The 18,561-nt window shown below is 62.3% G+C and carries 16 protein-coding genes and 1 riboswitch; of the genes, 10 read left to right on the top strand and 6 right to left on the bottom strand.

The genetic code is table 11. The annotated features are described in order from the left end of the window. Positions 1-43 precede the first annotated feature (43 nt). The 6 genes from HCZ23_RS00150 to HCZ23_RS00125 all read right to left on the bottom strand — a co-directional run bounded on the left by HCZ23_RS00150 (position 44) and on the right by HCZ23_RS00125 (position 6,894). Positions 44-247 (bottom strand): formate dehydrogenase subunit delta, encoded by a 204-nt coding sequence (locus HCZ23_RS00150; protein ID WP_167599678.1) that lies wholly within the window; start codon positions 245-247, stop codon positions 44-46. Beyond that, on the bottom strand, positions 244-975 hold the full coding sequence (fdhD, locus tag HCZ23_RS00145) for a formate dehydrogenase accessory sulfurtransferase FdhD (protein ID WP_167599677.1): 732 nt from the start codon (positions 973-975) through the stop codon (positions 244-246). Before fdhD ends, HCZ23_RS00150 begins: the two co-directional genes overlap by 4 nt. Further along, entirely contained in the window at positions 972-3,896 is a 2,925-nt protein-coding gene (gene fdhF, locus HCZ23_RS00140) for a formate dehydrogenase subunit alpha (protein ID WP_167599676.1), read from the bottom strand. The genes fdhD and fdhF overlap by 4 nt, the downstream gene beginning before the upstream one ends. Next, the gene (locus tag HCZ23_RS00135) at positions 3,893-5,419 is read right to left on the bottom strand and encodes an NADH-quinone oxidoreductase subunit NuoF (RefSeq protein ID WP_167599675.1); all 1,527 of its coding nucleotides are present in this window, start codon (positions 5,417-5,419) and stop codon (positions 3,893-3,895) included. Before HCZ23_RS00135 ends, fdhF begins: the two co-directional genes overlap by 4 nt. Beyond that, positions 5,416-5,904 carry a formate dehydrogenase subunit gamma gene (locus HCZ23_RS00130; protein WP_167599674.1) on the bottom strand — a complete coding sequence of 163 codons (489 nt, stop codon included), beginning with the start codon at positions 5,902-5,904 and terminating at the stop codon, positions 5,416-5,418. The genes HCZ23_RS00135 and HCZ23_RS00130 overlap by 4 nt, the downstream gene beginning before the upstream one ends. A 102-nt stretch (positions 5,905-6,006) precedes the next feature. Then, positions 6,007-6,894, bottom strand: a complete 888-nt coding sequence (locus HCZ23_RS00125) for a LysR family transcriptional regulator (protein ID WP_167599673.1) — start codon at positions 6,892-6,894, stop codon at positions 6,007-6,009. A gap of 126 nt (positions 6,895-7,020) precedes the next feature. On the opposite strand from HCZ23_RS00125, the gene HCZ23_RS00120 reads away from it, so the two are divergent. From HCZ23_RS00120 to HCZ23_RS00075, 10 genes are all read left to right on the top strand, one after another. Then, positions 7,021-9,381 (top strand): Tex family protein, encoded by a 2,361-nt coding sequence (locus HCZ23_RS00120; protein WP_254869830.1) that lies wholly within the window; start codon positions 7,021-7,023, stop codon positions 9,379-9,381. Positions 9,382-9,455: 74 nt separating this feature from the next. Further along, positions 9,456-9,665, top strand: a riboswitch (cobalamin riboswitch). A gap of 126 nt (positions 9,666-9,791) precedes the next feature. After that, on the top strand, positions 9,792-11,645 hold the full coding sequence (locus HCZ23_RS00115) for a TonB-dependent siderophore receptor (RefSeq protein WP_167599672.1): 1,854 nt from the start codon (positions 9,792-9,794) through the stop codon (positions 11,643-11,645). A gap of 24 nt (positions 11,646-11,669) precedes the next feature. Further along, positions 11,670-12,485: an ABC transporter substrate-binding protein gene (locus HCZ23_RS00110; protein WP_254869829.1), complete on the top strand. Its 816-nt coding sequence runs from the start codon at positions 11,670-11,672 to the stop codon at positions 12,483-12,485. Beyond that, positions 12,482-13,465 carry an iron ABC transporter permease gene (locus HCZ23_RS00105; RefSeq protein ID WP_167599671.1) on the top strand — a complete coding sequence of 328 codons (984 nt, stop codon included), beginning with the start codon at positions 12,482-12,484 and terminating at the stop codon, positions 13,463-13,465. Before HCZ23_RS00110 ends, HCZ23_RS00105 begins: the two co-directional genes overlap by 4 nt. Then, positions 13,462-14,208 carry an ABC transporter ATP-binding protein gene (locus HCZ23_RS00100; RefSeq protein WP_167599670.1) on the top strand — a complete coding sequence of 249 codons (747 nt, stop codon included), beginning with the start codon at positions 13,462-13,464 and terminating at the stop codon, positions 14,206-14,208. The genes HCZ23_RS00105 and HCZ23_RS00100 overlap by 4 nt, the downstream gene beginning before the upstream one ends. Next, the gene (locus HCZ23_RS00095; protein ID WP_167599669.1) at positions 14,202-14,876 is read left to right on the top strand and encodes an adenosylcobinamide amidohydrolase; all 675 of its coding nucleotides are present in this window, start codon (positions 14,202-14,204) and stop codon (positions 14,874-14,876) included. The genes HCZ23_RS00100 and HCZ23_RS00095 overlap by 7 nt, the downstream gene beginning before the upstream one ends. Positions 14,877-15,038: 162 nt before the next feature. Next, positions 15,039-15,938, top strand: coding sequence for a metal ABC transporter substrate-binding protein (locus HCZ23_RS00090; RefSeq protein ID WP_167599668.1), 900 nt, complete (start codon positions 15,039-15,041; stop codon positions 15,936-15,938). 35 nt (positions 15,939-15,973) lie between these two features. After that, on the top strand, positions 15,974-16,873 hold the full coding sequence (locus HCZ23_RS00085; protein ID WP_167599667.1) for a manganese/iron ABC transporter ATP-binding protein: 900 nt from the start codon (positions 15,974-15,976) through the stop codon (positions 16,871-16,873). Continuing rightward, complete coding sequence (locus tag HCZ23_RS00080; protein ID WP_167599666.1) at positions 16,870-17,727, top strand: metal ABC transporter permease; 858 nt, start codon at positions 16,870-16,872, stop codon at positions 17,725-17,727. The genes HCZ23_RS00085 and HCZ23_RS00080 overlap by 4 nt, the downstream gene beginning before the upstream one ends. After that, complete coding sequence (locus HCZ23_RS00075; RefSeq protein WP_167599665.1) at positions 17,724-18,557, top strand: metal ABC transporter permease; 834 nt, start codon at positions 17,724-17,726, stop codon at positions 18,555-18,557. The genes HCZ23_RS00080 and HCZ23_RS00075 overlap by 4 nt, the downstream gene beginning before the upstream one ends. Positions 18,558-18,561: the final 4 nt, after the last annotated feature.

The raw sequence follows: 18,561 nt of genomic DNA, 5'->3' as shown, positions 1-18,561 counted from the left end.
ACCCCGCCACATCGGCGGGGGTTTTAAATGCCATTTTGACATTTCAAAGAGTTTGGCCTGCCTCAACCACCAGAGCATGCAAGCCTTCGCCCCCCTGCCCCAGATAGGTTTTGAGCTGATTGAGCATCCGCGGCTCCCAGAAATCCTTGAGATGCGCGGCCACACCGGCGGCCTGATCGCCCCCCGGCTGCGTGGCAAAAAAGCTCGCGATCTGATTGGCCATCAGCACCATTTTCGCATCGGTCATGCGCAGTGTTCCTTTTCATCCGTATAGGCCACCACCGCCTCGCGGCGCAGCACCATCAAAGTCAGTCCTGTGTCTTTTGCCAGCTCCACCGCCGCGCGTGTCGGCGAGGACAGGGCGAAGAGGCCGGAAATCCCGGCGCGCACGCATTTTTGCACCAGATCGACGGAGAGCCGCGAGGTGATGATCACCGCTCCTTGGCTTACGTCTGTTCCGGCCAGCGCGCCAATCAACTTGTCCAGCGCATTGTGCCGCCCGACGTCTTCGCGCAGGGCCATAAGTCCCTGATCCGTGAAGAACCCGGCGGCATGCATCGCGCCGACCTGATCGCGGCGCTTTTGCCCGGCGTTGAGCCCATCCAAAGCGGCGCGGGCATGGTCCTCAAGCCCCGCCACCATCGGCGTCACAGTCCCCGGAAAGGCCGTCGCCTCATCGAGACTCTCAATACCGCACAAACCACAGCCCATCGGTCCCACCGACGCCCGTCGCCGCGCATCCATTGCCGCCGAACGGTCCTCCGGAATGCGCCCGCGCACCTCGTAGCCGTGAGCATGTTTGATCGCCGATATTTCGGTGACATCAGAGGCCTCGGACACGATGCCCTCCGACACCGCAAACCCGGTCAAAAACTCAGGCAAATCAAAGGGCGACGCCATCATGACAGCCGCCGTCGAGCCGTTATACACGAGCGCGACGGGGGCTTCTTCAGGGAGGGCGTCGACCTGCTTCATTCAGCGGCCTCGATCCGGCGCGATTGCTCGGCCTGCGCATTGTAGCGCTCCTGCCATTCGCTTGGTCCGTTGGAGGGCGACACCTGCACCGCCGTCACCTTGTACTCCGGGCAGTTCGTCGCCCAGTCGGAGTAATCCGTGGTGATGACATTGGCCTGCGTGTCCGGATGGTGGAAGGTGGTGTAGACCACGCCCGGGCTGACCCGATCGGTGATCTTGACCCGCAGAGAGGTCTCGCCGGAACGCGACGCCAGCCGCACCCAATCGCCATCCCGCAGGCCGCGATTTTCGGCGTCATGCGGGTGGATTTCCAACACATCCTGATCGTGCCAGACAGAGTTCTCCGTCCGCCGCGTTTGCGCACCGACGTTGTACTGGCTGAGAATGCGGCCAGTGGTCAGCAAGAGCGGGAAGCGCGGCCCGGATTTCTCGTCCGTGGCAATATATTCGGTGACGATGAACCGCCCCTTGCCGCGTACGAAACCGTCGACATGCATCAAAGGCGTGCCGTCCGGGTGCTCCTCGTTACAGGGCCACTGCACGGAACCTTTCTCTTCGAGAACCGTGTAATCAACGCCTGCAAAGGACGGCGTGGTCGCGGCGATCTCCGCCATGATTTCCGCCGGGTGCGCGTAGGACCAGGGCTTGCCACCGGTCTCTTTCAGAACGGCATTGGCAAGCAGTTGGGTGACTTCCCAGTCCTCATAACCGTTCTTCGGCGCCATCACTTTGCGCACGCGGTTGATGCGGCGCTCAGCGTTGGTGAATGTGCCTTCTTTTTCGAGGAACGACGATCCGGGCAGGAAAACATGTGCGTAATTTGCGGTCTCGTTCAGGAAGAGATCATGCACGATGACACATTCCATCGCCGCCAAACCTGCCGCCACATGTTTGGTGTCCGGGTCGGATTGCAGGATGTCTTCGCCCTGACAATAGAGCCCCTTGAAGGTGCCGTCGACCGCCGCGTCCAGCATGTTCGGGATGCGCAGACCGGGTTCAGCGTCCAGTTCAACGCCCCAGGTGTCGGCAAAGATTTTGCGCACTTCCGGCAGTTTCACATGGCGGTAGCCCGGCAGTTCGTGCGGGAAAGAGCCCATATCACAGGAGCCCTGAACGTTGTTCTGACCGCGCAGCGGGTTCACACCGACCCCTTTGCGTCCGATGTTGCCGGTCATCATCGCGAGGTTCGCGATGGCCATGACGGTCGTCGAGCCTTGCGAATGTTCGGTCACGCCGAGGCCGTAATAGATCGCACCGTTGCCGCCCTGCGCATAGGCGCGCGCGGCTTCGCGGAGTTTAGCGGCAGGCACGCCAGTGAGCGCTTCGGTCGCCTCCGGCGAATGACGCTCGTCGGAGATGAAAGCCTTGTAATCTTCCCAGGCGTCGACGTCACAGCGTTCCGCGATAAAGTCCTGATCATAGAGGCCTTCGGTCACGATCACATGCCCCAGCGCAGAGACCACGGCGACGTTGGTGCCGGGCTTGAGCGGCAAGTGATGCGACTCGTTCAGGTGCGGGGTTTCCAGCAAATCAATCCGACGCGGATCGACCACGATCAGCTTGGCGCCTTCACGCAGACGTTTGCGCAGGCGCGAGGCAAAGACCGGGTGCCCGTCGGTCGGGTTCGCGCCGATCACCACCACGACGTCGGAGTGTTCAACCGAGTCGAAATCCTGCGTGCCCGCCGAGGTGCCAAAGGTCTGGCCAAGGCCATAACCGGTCGGCGAATGGCACACGCGCGCGCAAGTGTCGGTGTTGTTGTTGCCAAAGACAGCGCGGGTGAGTTTCTGAACGAGGTAGGTTTCCTCATTGGTGCAGCGCGACGACGTGATCACGCCGATGCTCTTCTGGCCGTATTTTTCCTGAAGACCCACAAGCTTTTTCGCCGCGAAAGACAGCGCCTCGCCCCAGGACACTTCGCGCCACGGCTGATCGACGCTGTCGCGCACCATCGGGCTCAAAATACGATCCTTATGGGTGGCATACCCATAGGCAAACCTGCCTTTAACACAGGAATGCCCCCGGTTCGCCTTGCCGTGTTTATAGGGCACCATGCGCACCAATTGATCGCCCTGCATCTCCGCTTTGAACGAACAGCCGACACCGCAATAGGCGCAGGTGGTCACGACGGAACGGTCCGGCGTGCCCATTTCGATCACGGATTTCTCTTGCAGCGTTGCGGTCGGGCAGGCTTGCACACAGGCGCCACAGGACACACAATCGGAGGCGAGGAAATTCTCCGCGCCCACGGCCACGCGGCTGTCAAAGCCACGGCCCTCGATGGTCAAAGCAAAGGTCCCCTGCACCTCTTCGCAGGCCCGCACACAGCGGTTACAGACGATGCATTTCGACGGATCGTAGGAGAAATACGGGTTGCTGTCGTCTTTCGGAAGCCATTCGGGATTGGCCTCGCCAGAGGTATTGCGCGCCTCGAAATGGTTCGCAAGCGGCGCGTTTTTCGGCGCCTCATAGCGCACATCGCGCAGGCCGACCGCGCCCGCCATATCCTGCAATTCGCAATCGCCATTGGCCGAACAGGTCAGGCAATCGAGCGGGTGATCGGAGATATAAAGCTCCATCACGCCCTTGCGAATGCGGCGCAGTTTGTCGGTCTGGGTGTGGACTTTCATCCCGGCATGCACGGGCGTCGTACAGGACGCGGGCGTGCCACGACGACCTTCGATTTCGACGGCGCAGAGACGGCAGGAGCCAAAGGCCTCAAGGCTGTCGGTGGCACAGAGCTTCGGCACTTGAATGCCGAGATCACTTGCCGCACGCATCACGGAGGTCCCCTCCGGCACGGTGATCTCCATCCCGTCGATGGTCAGCGTCACCGGCTTGCCCGATTTTGCGGGGGTTCCGCGGTCGATGTCGTCCTGAATGCCGGTCCCATTCTCCCAGGGAATCACGAAATCTTTCATTCTGCGGCCTCCTTCTGAGCGGTGTTGGGCGCGAATTCTTCGGGGAAATGGCGCAGTGCAGAGAGCACCGGATAGGGCGTAAAGCCGCCCAGCGCACAGAGCGAGCCGTCAGTCATGACTTCGCAGAGATCTTCGAGCAGAGGGATTGCGCTGGCATCACCCTCTTTGATGCGATCGAGCGTCTCGACGCCCCGCACCGCGCCGATGCGACAGGGGGTACATTTGCCACAGCTTTCCACCGCGCAGAATTCCATCGCGAACCGCGCCATCGACAGCATATCCGCCGTGTCGTCAAACACGACGATGCCCGCGTGACCGATGAGCGCCTTTTGGCCATCGAACTCTTCGTAGCCGAAGGGCGTGTCGAATTGATCGGTATGCAGATAAGCGCCCAAAGGTCCGCCGACTTGCACGGCTTTGACCGGACGCCCGGAGGCGGTGCCACCTGCGACCTCGTTGACCAACGTGCCAAGCGGCATGCCGAACGCGGTCTCAAACAGCCCGCCGAATTTCACATTGCCCGCGATCTGGATCGGCATGGTGCCTTTCGAGCGACCGAGGCCGAAATTGGCGTAATGCTCCGCGCCCTTGGCGAAAATCACCGGAACGGTCGCCAGAGAGATCACGTTGTTCACCACGGTCGGACGGCCCAGAAAGCCCTCAAGCGCCGGAAGCGGCGGCTTGGCGCGGACCACGCCGCGTTTGCCTTCGAGCGAGTTCAAGAGCGAAGTTTCTTCACCGCAGACATAGGCGCCCGCACCGACGCGGACCTCCATGTCAAAGGCGCGACCACAGCCCAGAACATTGGGGCCCAGCACACCCGCGGCCCGTGCAATTTCAATCGCTTGCTGCATCACGGCAACGGCATCCGGGTACTCAGACCGGGTGTAAACGTAGCCCTTCGTGGCACCACAGCCGAGGCCCGCAATGGTCATACCTTCGATCAAGGTGAAGGGGTCACCCTCCATGATCATCCGGTCGGCAAAGGTGCCGCTGTCGCCCTCGTCGGCGTTACAGACGATGTATTTCTGCGGCGCATGGGCAAGCCGAACGGTGTCCCATTTGATGCCGGTCGGGAAACCCGCGCCGCCACGACCGCGCAGGCCAGAGGTTTTGACCTCATCGATGATCGCGTCCTGCGACATGCCGATCGCGCGTTTGAGACCTTCGAGACCGCCGTGCGCCTCGTAATCGGCCAAAGACAGCGGATCGATCACGCCACAGCGCTCAAAGGTCAGGCGGGTCTGGCGGGCGAAGAACGGAATGTCCTCGACCTTGCCCAGTGTGTCGATCTGACCGTCGAGAAGTGCGGTGACATCATCCTCGGAGATCGGGCCATAGGCCAGACGTTCACCGTCTTTTTCGATCTCGACCAGAGGCTCCAGCCAGATCATGCCACGGGTGCCATTGCGCACGATTTCCGCTTCGAGGCCACGCGCGGCGATCTCTTGCGTCAGTTTTGCGGCCACCTCATCGGCGCCGAGCGCCTTGGCGGCGCTGTCCATGGGGACGTAAATCTTCATGCCGAAACTCCAATGTTCTTGGCCGACAGCGCTTTTTCCACACGCGCATCATCGGCGCGCGCGATCAGTTTTTCGTCCAGCATCGCCGCTGGCGCGCAGGCGCAGAGGCCCAAACAATAGACCGGCTCCACCGTCACTTTGCCGTCCGGCGTGGTGCCATGCCAATCGAGGCCGAGTTTCGCCAAAAGCCGTTCCGCCAAAGCCGTGCCACCCATCGACTGACAGGCCTCCGCCCGGCAGATTTTCAGCACATGTTTGCCAGCGGGCTTTTCGCGGAAATCGTGATAGAAGGAAATCACGCCCTTCAGTTCAGCGCGTGTGATCGTCAGCGCCTTGCAAAGGGGCGCATGCGCCGCCTCGGGAATCACTCCGAACTCCTCCTGCAACGCATGCAACATGGGCAAAAGCGGACCTTCGAGATGGGCGTGGGCAGAGATGATCTCCGCAATAGCCCCGTCATCTTGCGGGGAGCTGGCTGGCGTCATGGCTGACCTCTTCGGATACGACCGTATACATTTTCCCCATGAGAGCACGGCATACATCGCGAAATCAATATCGATAAACCGTCAAACGATAGCCAAAACCTATCAAACGAGGTCCGACACGCGCCCCGCTTCGGCCAGCAAAGCGGCCAGAACCGGGGTGTTCGGATCGCGGTGCGGCGCGATCAGGCCGACACGGTGCCCGACCTCACCGCCGGTGAGCGGAATGAGGTCCAGAGGCTTGCCTTCCGTCAGGAACCGCGCGATGCCTTCGGGCAGCACAGTGACCCAGCCGCCGCTCTGCACATGGGCGATCAGCACCACGGTGGAATTCGATTCGACGCCCACCTGCGGCACCACGCCAGAGGCGCCCAAGTTGCGATCTATGATCCGCCGGTTTTGCATCTCCGGCGACAAGAGACACATCGGCACCCCGTCCAGATCGCTCCAGTCCACCGAACTGCGCCCCGCAAAGACGCCGCCCTCGGCACTCACCACCATATAGCGCTCTTCATAAAGCGGCACGGCGCTGACCCGGCCCAGAGGTTCGTTGTCGAGATAGGTGAGCCCGGCATCGGCATCGAGATCGTCCAGCATGGTGAGGATTTGCGACGAAGGTCGCGACAGAATGGTCAGTTTCACATTGGGATGCGCCGCGCTGAACACCGTCGAAATCCGCGCCGCCCAGGTGAGCGCCGTTGGGATCGCCGCAAGGCGCAGCTGGCCCGAAAGCCCATGCCGCGTCGCCCGCATTTCATCGCGAAGCTGGCGGCTGTCGGCAACGATCTTGCGCGCCCAAACCAGCGCCCGCTGCCCCTCCGGCGTCAATCCGCCGAAGCGCGAGCCACGAAAGATGAGCTGAACCCCCAATTGATCCTCAAGCTGCTTGATCCCTGCCGAGAGGCTGGGCTGGGTGATGCCGAGGGCCTGTGCCGCACGACCGAAATGGCCCTCCTTGGCGACAGCGATGAACATTTCGAGCTTGTTGAGCATGGCGAAAACCTGATCGAGACGATGCATTACGATAGGCATATCATATCGACTGCGGAGAGGTCATCTCCCCTCTTGGCGCGACGTTTCAGGACCGCTAAGACTGACCTCCCGACAGGAGGACCAGATTTGAGCACGCCCACCGATCCGCAAACATCTGCGCGCATTTCGCGCACCATCGCCACCGACATCGCCGCCTCCACGGCGCAGGTCACCGCCGCCATCGGGCTTTTGGACGAGGGCGCGACCGTGCCCTTCATCGCGCGCTACCGCAAAGAGGTGACGGGGGGCCTCGACGACACGCAGTTGCGCCTCTTGAACGACCGCCTGTCGTATTTGCGCGAATTGGAAGCGCGGCGGGGGACGATCCTCAAATCCATCGAGGATCAGGGCAAACTGACCGACGATCTGAAACGCGCCATCGCAGGCGCGGAGAGCAAATCGACGCTCGAAGACATCTACCTGCCCTACAAACCGAAGCGCCGCACCAAAGCGATGATCGCGCGTGAGAACGGGTTGGAACCACTCCTTGAGGCGATCAAAGCCGACCGTTCCGCCGATCCTGAAAAGCTTGCCGAAGGTTTCATCTCTGAGGCCGTGCCGACCGTGAAAGACGCCCTCAACGGTGCGCGCGACATTGCCACTGAAGAGCTGTCGGAAAGCGCCGAGCTCTTGGGTAAACTGCGCGATTTCATGCGGCGCGAGGCGCTTGTGACCGCGAAGGTCATCGCGGGCAAGGAACAGGAGGGCGCGAAGTTTTCCGACTATTTCGACCATTCCGAAAAATGGTCTGACATCGCTTCGCATCGGGCGCTGGCGATCCTGCGCGCGGCGAAGGAAGAGATTGTCACGATGGACATCGCGCCTGAGCCGGAAGAAGGCGCGGCGCGCGCCATTGCCATGGTCGCCTCTTATCTGGGTACCGCAACAGAGCAGCCCGGAGACCTATGGCTGCGCACCGTGGCCCGTTGGGCCTGGCGGGTGAAATTCGCGATTTCCCTGCATATCGACCTGTTGGGCGAGCTGCGCCAGCGCGCGCATGAGGATGCAATCACCGTGTTTTCGCGCAACCTCAAGGACTTGCTCTTGGCAGCCCCTGCGGGCGCGAAAGCCACGCTTGGCCTCGATCCGGGCATCCGTACAGGCGTCAAAGCCGCCGTGGTGGACGCCACGGGCAAGCTGTTGGACACCGCCACGCTCTATCCGTTCCAGCCGAAAATGGACGTGCGCGGGGCGGAGGCGAAGATCATCGACTTGGTGACCCGCCACGGCGTCGGCCTCATCGCCATCGGCAACGGCACAGCCAGCCGCGAGACCGAAAAACTTGTGGGCGAGACGCTCAAACTCCTGCCGCCGGGCGTCAAAACCCCGACCAAGGTTGTCGTATCCGAGGCGGGTGCTTCGGTCTATTCCGCCTCTGAACTGGCGGCACAGGAATTCCCCGATCTCGACGTCTCCTTGCGAGGTGCGGTGTCGATTGCACGTCGCTTGCAGGACCCTCTGGCGGAACTGGTGAAGATCACGCCCGAAAGCATCGGCGTCGGCCAGTATCAGCACGACGTCGACCAACGCCGCCTGTCGCAGGCGCTCGAAGCGGTGGTTGAGGATGCGGTGAACGCCGTGGGTGTGGATTTGAACATGGCCTCCGCGCCTTTGCTCGCACAGGTCGCGGGCCTCGGCCCGTCGCTGGCGCAGAGCATCGTCACCCATCGCGACATTCATGGCGCATTCCCGTCACGCAAGGCGCTTATGAAAGTGTCCGGTCTTGGTCCGAAAGCCTTTGAACAATGCGCGGGGTTCTTGCGCATCCGAGAGGGCGACGAGCCGCTCGACGCCTCCTCCGTGCACCCCGAGGCCTATGACGTGGCGCGTGAAATCGTCAAAGCCTGTGGCCGTGACATGCGCGAGATCATGGGCAATCCGACGGCGCTTAAGGGCCTCAAAGCCGAGCAATTCGTCACCGGAGACTTCGGCCTGCCGACCGTGCGCGACATTTTCACCGAGTTGGAAAAGCCGGGCCGTGACCCGCGTCCTGAGTTCAAGACCGCGACATTTACCGACGGGGTCGAGGACATCAAGGATCTGAAACCCGGCATGCGGCTTGAGGGCACGGTGACCAATGTCGCGGCCTTTGGCGCTTTTGTGGACATCGGTGTGCATCAGGACGGGTTGGTGCATGTCAGCCAGCTTGCAGATCGCTTTGTCAAAGACCCGCATGAGGTGGTGAAAGCCGGGGATATTGTCTCGGTGCGTGTCACCGAAGTGGACATCCCGCGCAAACGCATCGGGTTGTCGATGCGCAAGGACGGTGGCGCCACACAGGAGCGGGGAAAACAGGACCGCAACGCGCAACAGCCGCGTGGGAATGCAGGCGGCAAGGGCGGATACGGCGGCAAACCCCGTGGCACCAACACCCCCAAACCCCGCGCCTCCGAGAACCAAGGCGCGTTTGGCGCGGCGCTTCTGGATGCCATGAAGAAGAAAACATGACAGAAACGCGGCCTTCCGCGACGTGATGCGACCAAAGGAGTGGCCGGAAAATCTTGACATCTCCGGCCATTTCGCTTTTCTGCACCCGTTCAAGTTCCGGCGGAGACGTCGGATGAAAAGGGAACACGGGATGATCGGGCAGAGGTGCCAAGGATCAAAGCCGTGGCTGCCCCCGCAACTGTGAACGGTGAGCGACGCCAAAACACCACTGGGACGATCCCGGGAAGGTTGGCGACCGCTGTGATCCGTGAGCCAGGAGACCTGCTTGGATGATCACCCTTTCCCGGACGCGGGGTGCGTCACGGAAGCGGCTGTCCGCAGCGGTGACACCCTCACTGTCTGCGGAGATCTCCTCCACAGGCCCAAACGGATCACGGGAAGCCTCGCGCTTCTTTTCAGGAGGATACTCCATGCACGCCCTTACCAGCCTGCGTTTTTCATTGCTGGCCTCTGCCGCATTTACCCTACCGCTCGCCGCCCTCGCCCAAGACGCGGGCGAGATTTACACACTGGACGAAATCGTCGTCTCCGGAAGCCTGACGCCCGTCGCCAAAAGCGAAACCGGCGCGACGGTGGAGACGGTGGATGCAGAAGCTATCGCGGACGCAGCAGTGCCGGCACTCACCCTGCTCGACAGACTGCCCGGCCTCTCCTACTCTAGCAATGGCGGTATCGGAGCTTCGTCCTCGCTACGCATCCGCGGCCTGCCCTCCGCCTATGTTGCCACGCGCATCAACGGCATTGATGTCACCGACATGACCGGCAACAAGATCGCCTACGACTTCGGCGGGCTGACCGGGTTCGGCATCTCCTCCATCGAGGTGGTCAAAGGCTCGCAATCGGCGCTTTACGGCTCCGAGGCCGTCGCGGGCCTCATCGACATCCGCACCGACGATGCCGTCGCTCCGGGTTATAACACCACCGTCGAACTTACCGCAGGCAGCGACAACACATATGCCGCGGGCCTTTCCACCAAAATGGAAAGCGACAACGGCATGCTCTATTTCAACTTGTCGCATATGAAAACCGACGGGTTCACCAACCGGCCGGGCAATGACGAGAAGGACGGGTTCGAAGGCACCAACCTCACCTTCGGTCTGGAACAAGATCTCAGCGATGTCGTGACGGTGGGCCTGACCGGTCTCTACATGACCTCCGAGTCGGATTTTGACCGCTCAGCAACGGACCCCAGCGGCTACACCACCAACGACAGCAAGGGGCTGCGCGCCTACACCCGTTTTGACACCGGTATGGTTCAGCACGAAATCGGCGTCTCCCTGTTCGATATCGACCGCTCCGACCCGCTCGCCCCGGTCTATTACACCCGGGACTTCTCCGGCAAACGGCGCTCCGTCGACTATCTTGGCAGTGCCGAACTGTCCGCCGCCTCCACCCTGTCCTTCGGTCTCGAATACACCGAAGAGGACTTCACCCTGAACGACCTGCAAGCCGGCGGCTCGCTCACGGAAACCAAGGGAGGGGACGACACCTTCTCCGCCAAGGCCGAATGGCTCTTTGCGCCGATGGACACACTCGATCTCTCCGTGGCGTTGCGCTATGACGATCACTCCGATTTCGGCGATCACATCTCCGGTCGTCTCGCCGCCGCCTGGGAAGTCGCGCCCGACTGGACCCTGCGCGCCGTACTCGGCACCGGTTTCCGCGCCCCCTCGCTCTATGAACGCTACAGCTCCTACGGAAAGGAAGATCTGAAAGAGGAAACCAGCCAAAGCGCCGAAGTCGGTCTCGAACGCCGTTTCAGTGACACGAACTTCCTCAAGGGAACCTTGTTCTACACAGAAATCGAGGACCGTATAGACTACGACTTCGCAACCTACTCCTACAATCAGGTCAATGGTACCACGACCTCCAAGGGTATCGAGCTTTCCGGTCAATATGCCATCTCAGATCGCATTTCCCTTTTCGGCAATTACACCTACACCGATGCGAAAACCGCTGGAGCCCGCGCCGAACGCGTCCCGCGGCACGATCTGGTCATCGGCGTCGATGCCCTGTTGAACGATCGCATCAGCACCCAGCTTACCGTGCAACATGTGGCCGATGTCGTGCCGAGCGCCTATGCCCCCGCCGATCACAAAGTCGGAGATTATACGCTGGTCAACGCCGGGCTGTCCTATCAGCTCAATGATGCGACGGCGCTGTCCTTGCGGATCGAAAACCTCACCGATGAGGATTACGAGACCGCGGGTGGCTACAACACGCCCGGTCGGTCCGCCTATCTCGGCCTCAAAGCATCCTTCTGAGTGCGCTTTCCTGAGATCATAACATTGGCCACCGCCCTCTTCTCGGGGGCGGCGGCTTTGGCGGGGGACACCTCCACCGCGCCTCAACATGTCGTCTCGATCAACCTCTGCACCGATCAGCTCGCCATGATGATCGCAGCCCCCGGTCAGCTGTCCTCGATCACCGCCATGGCGCAGGACCCGCGTGCTTCCGTCATGGTCGACGCGGCGAAAGCCTATCCAACCAACAACGGGCTGGCCGAAGAAATTTACCTTTTGAAACCCGATCTCGTCCTCGCAGGCCAATTCACCGCGCGGGCGACCGTGTCGATGATGCGCCGCCTTGGCGTCGAGGTCGTCGAATTCTCCCCCGCGCGCTCTTTGGACGATGTCGCCGCCAATATGGTGAAAATGGGCGAAGCTTTGGGGCGCGAAGATGTGGCCCAGAGCATGGCCGACGATTTCACCCGCCGTCTCGCCGAGATCGCCCCCCCGACAGGCCCCCGCCCCACCGCCGCCACCTATGCCGCCAACGGCTATAGCACCGGCGCGCAGAGCCTTTCGGGCGAGATCATCGAAACCGCAGGCTTCACCACGCTGGCCTCCGAGTTAGGCCTGCCGATGGGCGGCTTTGTGCCGCTCGAAGCCCTGATCATGGCCGACCCCGATCTGGTGATTTTCGGCGCCGATTACCCAGGAACGGCCCGCGCCGAAGAAGTCCTGTCCCATCCCGCATTGACCCAACTAACGGGCGGACATATGCCGATGCAGGACAAGGACTGGATTTGCGGCCTGCCGTCCGTGTTGGGCGCGATCGAGCGGCTGCGAGACGAGCGGGACACGCTGGAGATGCCTCAATGACCTACCCCCGGCTTTTGGTCCTTTTGACCCTCGCCCTCGTCGCGCTCTTCATCGCCTCACTCCTCGTGGGCGTTGCCGATATGCCCATCTCCGACAGTCTCAGCGCCCTCTTTGGCGGCGGCGAAGGTCCCCTGCCGATGGTGATGCGCGAGATCCGCCTGCCGCGTGCGCTTTTGGGCGTGATGGTGGGGGTCAGCCTCGGCCTCTCGGGCGCCGCGCTGCAAGGCTACCTGCGCAACCCTCTCGCCGAACCCAGCGTCATCGGCATTTCCGCCTCCGCCGCCTTGGGCGCCGTGATCGCGCTTCAAAGCGGATTTGCCGCGCTCTTCGCCCTCGCCCTGCCGCTTGCAGCCCTCGTCGGCGCTGCGATCTGCGTCCTGCTCATTCTCCTGCTCGCGGGCTCCGGCGGCACGCTGTCCTTGATCCTCGCGGGCATCGCCGTCTCGGCCCTGTCCTCGGCGCTCACCGCGCTGGTGCTCAACCTTTCGCCCAACCCCTTCGCGGCCAATGAAATCATTTTCTGGATGATGGGCTCGCTCGCGGATCGCTCCTTTCTGCATGTCTGGATGGCCTTGCCGATCATGGCTGTGGGCTGGGTCCTATTGGCTCTCACGGGGCGCGGCATCGACCGGCTCACACTGGGCGAAGAGGCCGCCGCCTCCATGGGTGTCAACCTCAGACATCTGCGCCTGATCCTCGTGGGCGGTGTCGCAGCCTCGGTCGGCGCAGCCACGGCAGTCGCAGGTGCCGTGGGGTTTGTCGGCCTTGTTGTGCCGCATATTCTGCGTCCTCTCGTGGGCGCACGTCCGGCGCGGCTTTTGCTCGCCTCTGCTTTGGGCGGCGCCGTTCTCGTCCTGACTGCAGATGTCGCCGTGCGGCTCATCCTGCCGGGGCGCGACCTGAAACTCGGCGTCTTGATGGCGCTCGTCGGCGCGCCGGTGTTTTTCCATCTGATCTGGCGGATGCGGGGGCGGTCATGAGCCTTTTGACGACACGAGACCTCACCGTCCGGCGCGGGGCCCGCGTGACGCTCGATCACGCCTCGCTTTCCGTAGAACCCGGCGAGATGATTGGCCTCATCGGCCCCAATGGCGCGGGCAAATCCACGCTTTTGCGCGCAGCTCTCGGGTTGATCGCAGCAGAGGGCGACAGCACATTGGCCAAGATGTCCCCAGCCGCCCGCGCCAAAGCCGCCGCCTGGTTGCCGCAAGCCCGCGAGATCGCCTGGCCGGTCAGCGTCGCGCATCTGGTGTCTCTGGCGCAAAACGAATGCGAGGATGCGCCCGAAGTGCTGGCGGCTTTGAAACGGATGGACCTGTTGAACTTCGCCGACCGCAAGGCCACGGGGCTGTCGGGCGGCGAACAGGCGCGCGTGTTGATCGCCCGCGCGCTGGCGCAGGACACGCCCTTGTTGCTGGCCGATGAACCCACCGCGGGCCTCGATCCGGCGCATCAGATCGGCTGCATGGAGACCTTTGCCGCCCTCGCGCGCGAAGGCCGCAGCGTGGTCGTCTCGCTCCATGATCTGGGTCTCGCTGCGCGGCATTGCACCCGCATTGTAGTGCTTTCCGAAGGTCGGATCGTCGCCGACGGCCCGCCGCGCGACGTGTTGACCGAAGCGCTTTTGGCCGAGGTCTTTGCCATCCGCTGCCACATTGCGGAGACGCCCGAGGGCATGGTGCTGCACCCGCTGTCGCAGGTCGCGAGGGAGAGACGATGTTGACCCCGACCCTCACCCGCCCTTGGCTCGTCGCCGATCTCGGCGCTCCGATGCGGGTGTTGAGTTTCGCGCCCTATCGACCGGGGTTCGTCACAGCACAGCACATCGTCTGGCGCGAATTGAGAAACGCCGATCTGCCGCCTGAAGTTTGCGTCTCCGACTGGATTTCATCCGAGATGGCAAAGGCCGGTCACGCGGAGGCGGTCGGTATGCTGACCTCGCGCAACGTGACGAAATTTCAACGCGCCGAGGCAGAGGTCGACGGCACCCGCGTCGCCGCGATTGCCACCGTGGGCTTGGGCAATGCCGAGCGTATCGGCTCGCGCACGCCCCGCGATTGGGGCGTCGAGCAATTCGGCACGATCAACATCGCCGTGCAGCTCTCCGAAGCGGTCACCGAGACGGCGCAGATCGAAGCGCTTACCATCGCAGCCCAGGCCCGCACAGCCGCCGTGATGGAGGCGGGTCTCAGGTTGCCCCACGGTCCCGTGACCGGCACCGGCACGGATTGTCTGGCGCTGGCCGCCCCCGATGGGGCGCAGGAGTATGCGGGGCTTCATACGGCTTTGGGCGAGGCGATTGGCGCGGTGGTTTACACAACTGTGGCCCATGGCGCCGCCGTCTGGGTCGCCGAAAATCCAGAGATGATGCGCAAGGTGTTTGGCGGGTAAGCCTTCGACCCCGCGCCTGTGTTGAGCAAATTCTGAGCCTATATTTCGGGCATTCGCAACTGGAGGCCTCTAGTTGAGAATGGTTCGCAATATCTGTTTGACAGTTGCGAATGATTATCACTTACATGCCTACAACAGGAAAAAGCCCTCAAAGGACAGACCATGAGCCTCAAAAGAATATCCGTGTTCGGCTCCGTCGCCGCGCTCGCCTTGGCCTCGAGCGCACAGGCCGAAGACCGGATGAAGGTCGTCACCACCTTCACCGTCTTGGCCGACATGGCCAGCCACGTCGCGGGCGACGCCGCCGAAGTTGTGTCGATCACCAAACCCGGCGCGGAAATTCACGGCTACCAACCGACGCCCCGCGACATCGTGCGGGCGCAGGACGCGGACCTGATCCTGTGGAACGGCATGAACCTTGAGCTCTGGTTCGAACAATTCCTGTCGCATCTCAAGGATGTGCCCTCCGTGACGCTCAGCGACGGCATCGACCCGATCTCGATTGCGGGCGGAAGTTATGAGGGCAAACCCAATCCCCACGCTTGGATGGGATTGGATAATGCTCTGATCTATATTGACAATATTGAGACCGCCCTGAGCACACAGGACCCCGACCATGCCGCCACTTATGCGGAGAACGCAGCCGCCTATAAGACCGAGCTGCGCGCCACTTTGGAGCCTCTGCGCGCCCGCGTGGCCGAGGTGCCGGAGGATCAACGCTGGCTGGTGACCTGCGAGGGGGCGTTTTCCTATCTGGCGCGCGATTTCGGCATGAAAGAGCTTTACCTCTGGCCAATGAACGCCGATCAGATGGGCACACCGCAGCAGGTGCGCGCGGTGATTGACGGCGTGAAGGAGAACAACATCCCAGTGGTGTTTTGTGAGAGCACGGTCAACACCGCCCCCGCCAAACAGGTCGCCCGCGAGACCGGCGCGCGCTATGGCGGCGAGCTTTACGTCGACAGCCTGTCGAAACCGGGCGGCCCGGTGCCGAGCTACCTCGATTTGTTGCGGGTGACGGCTCAGACCGTGGCGGATGGGCTTGCAGCCGGATCGAACTGAGCGCAGGCTGCGTCGGAGAGCAGAAAGGCAAAATGATGCAAAACGGCAGCCCCGCTCAAAGTGTTGAGACGGGAAACGGGATTTCGGTACGCGACGTGACGGTGACCTATCGCAACGGCCACACCGCACTGCGGCAGGCCACGTTCGAGATCCCGCGCGGCACGGTGACCGCATTGGTCGGCGTCAATGGCGCGGGGAAATCGACGCTGTTCAAGGCGATCATGGGCTTTGTCCCGGTGGCGCAGGGCGACATTCGGCTGTTGGGCCTGAGCGTCAAAGAGGCGCTGCGCCAAAACCTCGTCGCCTATGTGCCGCAATCCGAGGAGGTCGATTGGTCCTTTCCGGTGCTGGTCGAGGACGTGGTGATGATGGGGCGTTATGGCCACATGGGCTTCCTGCGCCGTCCGTCGAAGACGGATCACGCGGCGGTGGAGGCGGCACTCGCGCGGGTCAATATGTCGGACTTTCGTAAGCGCCAGATCGGCGAGCTGTCCGGCGGACAGAAGAAGCGCGTGTTCCTCGCCCGCGCCCTGGCGCAGGAGGGTCAGGTGATCCTCTTGGACGAACCTTTCACCGGCGTCGATGTCAAAACCGAGGAACAAATCATCGCGCTTTTGCGCGAGCTGCGTGACGAGGGGCGGGTGATGTTGGTGTCGACCCACAACCTCGGTTCGGTGCCGGAGTTTTGCGACCGCACCGTTTTGGTCAAGGGCACGGTGCTGGGCTATGGGCCGACGGAAACGACGTTTACCCGCGAGAATTTGGAGCGCGCCTTTGGCGGTGTGCTGCGGCAGTTCACCCTTAGCGGGGCCGAGCTGCATGACGATGACGATCCGCGGCGTGTGACTATACTGTCGGACGACGAACGCCCTCTGGTGCGCTACGGCAGTCAGACGCGGGTGCAGGCCAAATCCTCCGAAGGGTCAGACAGATGACCCTCCTTGAGCCCTTCACCTACGGCTATATGACCAATGCGATGTGGGTGTCGGCCTTGGTCGGCGGTGTCTGCGCCTTTTTGTCGGCCTATCTGATGCTCAAGGGCTGGTCCCTGATTGGCGATGCGCTGTCGCATTCCGTCGTCCCCGGCGTGGCGGGCGCTTACATGCTGGGCCTGCCCTTTGCCTTGGGCGCGTTTCTGTCGGGCGGGCTGGCCGCCGCCGCGATGCTGTTTCTCTCGGACCGCTCGGGCCTCAAGATCGACGTGGTGATCGGGATGATCTTTACCTCCTTCTTTGGCCTCGGGTTGTTCATGGTCTCACTCAATCCCATGGCCATCTCGGTGGATACGATCACCATGGGCAACATTCTGGCGATCACGCCCGAGGACACGCTGCAATTGGCGCTCATCGGATGTGTCTCGCTCGCCGTGCTATTGGCGAAGTGGAAAGACCTCATGGTGGTGTTTTTCGATGAAAACCACGCACGCTCCATCGGCCTTCGCCCCGGCCTGTTGAAAGCCGTGTTCTTTGTGCTCTTGTCGGCCTCCGTTGTCGCCGCGATGCAAACGGTCGGGGCCTTTCTCGTCGTGGCCATGGTGGTGACGCCGGGGGCAACCGCATACCTGCTTTGCGACCGTTTTCCCCGCCTCATCGTGACCTCGGTTCTGATCGGCACGCTCACCAGTTTCGCAGGCGCCTATATCAGTTATTTCCTCGACGGCGCGACCGGCGGGGTCATCGTCTGCCTGCAAACATTGATCTTCCTCGCGGCCTTCCTCTTTGCCCCGAAACACGGGCTTTTGGCCGCGAAGGCCAAGGCCCGCGCCGCGCTCGAGGACCACGTTCAATGATCGACGCGCTTCTCATGCCCTTCCAGTTCGGTTTCATGCAGAACGCCTTTCTGATCTCGATCCTCGTCGCGATCCCCACCGCACTGTTGTCGTGCTTTCTGGTGCTCAAAGGCTGGGCCCTTATGGGCGATGCGATCAGCCATGCGATCCTGCCGGGCGTCGTTCTGGCCTATATCCTCGGCCTGCCCCTGATCGTCGGTGCCTTTGCCGCGGGCATGGTGACGGCGCTCTCGACCGGCTATCTGGCGCAGAACAGCCGCGTCAAACAGGACACTGTGATGGGCGTCGTGTTCTCTGGCATGTTTGGCCTCGGCATTGTGATGTATGTCGCGACACCCTCGGATGTGCATCTCGATCACATCCTCTACGGCAATATGCTGGGCGTCGGCGCCGAGGATCTCTGGACGGCTGGCCTCATCGCGCTCGTGGTCGCCGCAGGGCTGTTGCTCAAGTGGAAAGACCTGATGCTCCATGCCTTCGACCCGGCGCAGGCCCGCGCCTCGGGGCTGCCAGTTCAGCTGTTGCACTACGGGTTGTTGACGGCGATTTCTCTGAGCATTGTCGCGACGCTCACAGCCACCGGCTTGATCCTCGCCGTCGCGCTTTTGATCGCCCCCGGTGCGATTGCCTTTCTGCTCGTGCGGCGGTTCTCAGCGATGCTTCTGACCGCCATCGCGATCAACCTTGCCGCGATGCTGGGCGGCGTCTATGCCAGCTTCTGGCTCGACAGCGCGCCCGCCCCGACCATCGTCTTGGTGCAAACCGCGCTCTTTCTCATGGCCTTCCTGCGCCGCCTGCGTCAGGTCAAACGTCAGGCGCGGACCGCCTGACACC

Source organism: Celeribacter sp. HF31 (genome assembly GCF_011806455.1).
Classification (GTDB): Bacteria; Pseudomonadota; Alphaproteobacteria; order Rhodobacterales; family Rhodobacteraceae; genus Celeribacter.
Note: the sequence above shows the minus strand (reverse complement) of the source record. Positions and strands in the feature narration are given on the sequence as shown.